General features: G+C 30.4%; 1 protein-coding gene. It reads left to right on the forward strand.

Translation table 11 applies throughout. The features are described from left to right. The first annotated feature begins 279 nt into the window (after positions 1 to 279). A complete protein-coding gene (locus QI30_RS18875) occupies positions 280 to 1143 on the forward strand; it encodes a rolling circle replication-associated protein (protein WP_126992076.1) in 864 nt (287 codons plus the stop codon). Positions 1144 to 1373: the final 230 nt, after the last annotated feature.

Below are 1373 nucleotides of genomic sequence, written 5' to 3' on the forward strand. Positions count from 1 at the left end.
ATTTGCTTCAAGGCTTCTTGATAGCGATCATATTGAGTTGCAACTGGTTGTAAATGTAGGTTGGTATGCACGCATATTCACCCTTTCTATAAAATATGTATAAGTATATTTTTGCATAATAAGTTAAATAAATACATAAAAATATTCAGGAGTTTTGGGTGAAAAAAAGAGCGGTTCTTTTATGTAATTACCTTGTTATTATTTACCTTACATAAAAGAACCATAGTAATTAAAATTTGAATAATTTATTAATTTAACAAAGGAGTGAAGTAAATAATTATGAATTCACAATCAGAAGAAATTTATGAAAATATACCTCTAGATGAGCAGGATGCTTTATGGGATATAAAACAGGAACTTGCAGAAGTAGAAGAAAAGGCTACAAATTTAGCAAGAACTTTGAAAAATTCTAAATCTTATTCAACAAAGGTATATGTAAGTGGTGACAGTGTAGAAGTATACTTTCATATAACACCTATCCAATTAAGAGATTTATCAAGTAGTGATACAGGTAAATACAGACGTAGCTACTCTAAAAATGACAACAAGACACCTGAAGAACGACTAAAATCAAGAGCTAAGAGTAATATCAGAGCTAGAAATACTGTTAAAAGACTTATCAAAGCCAATTTTTCTAACGGCGATAAATTCATTACTTTAACATTTGAAAAGAATATAACTGATGTAAAAGAAGCCAATAAAGCATTAAAAAACTTCAAGAAAAAATTGCGTAGATTATGTAAAAATGAAGAGCTTAAATTTATTGATGTAATAGAGTTTCAAGAAAGAGGAGCGATTCATTATCATATGATTGTTAATCTAGATATAACGCAAGGAGTTTTAGAGGAGAAATGGGGCTTAGGGAAAGCAGAGGTAAAAGATATTTATGATATTTCTAAAATCACAGGATATATGGTGAAGTACATGAATAAAGCTAGCGCAGATGAACGTTTATTAGGGGAAAAGATTTACCACTGTTCTAAGGGTTTAGAGAAGCCATTAGAGCTAGTTGGAGATGAAGCAATGGAGTTTCTAAGGGGAAAATTCAAAAATGGGGCAGATCCAACATTTAGAAGCCATTATAAAAACAAATTCACTGGAACACCTATTTTTTATAGTGTTTGTAGTGTAAATGTCGAATAAACACGAAAAAACACTGTATTTTTTTTAAAATAACTCATATAAAATTAAAGAAATACAACTTGAGAAAACATTAATTTATGAGAGGGTGTGTTTAAAATTATTCTCAACATAGAAAATATAGGAATAATAGCTAACGCAGATATAAAAATAGAAGGTGTAACCGTAATAGCTGGATCTAATAGTTCGGGGAAAAGTACGGTGGGGAGAGTCTTATATGCTATCGGCACGAG

Source organism: Candidatus Kurthia intestinigallinarum, assembly GCF_003991225.1.
In the GTDB taxonomy this organism is placed as follows: Bacteria; Bacillota; Bacilli; order Bacillales_A; family Planococcaceae; genus Kurthia; species Kurthia populi.

What these genes read in the sequence shown, in the direction of transcription:
- QI30_RS18875 (WP_126992076.1), top strand. Translation starts at nt 280, where the DNA reads ATGAATTCACAATCAGAAGAAATTTATGAAAATATACCTCTAGATGAG.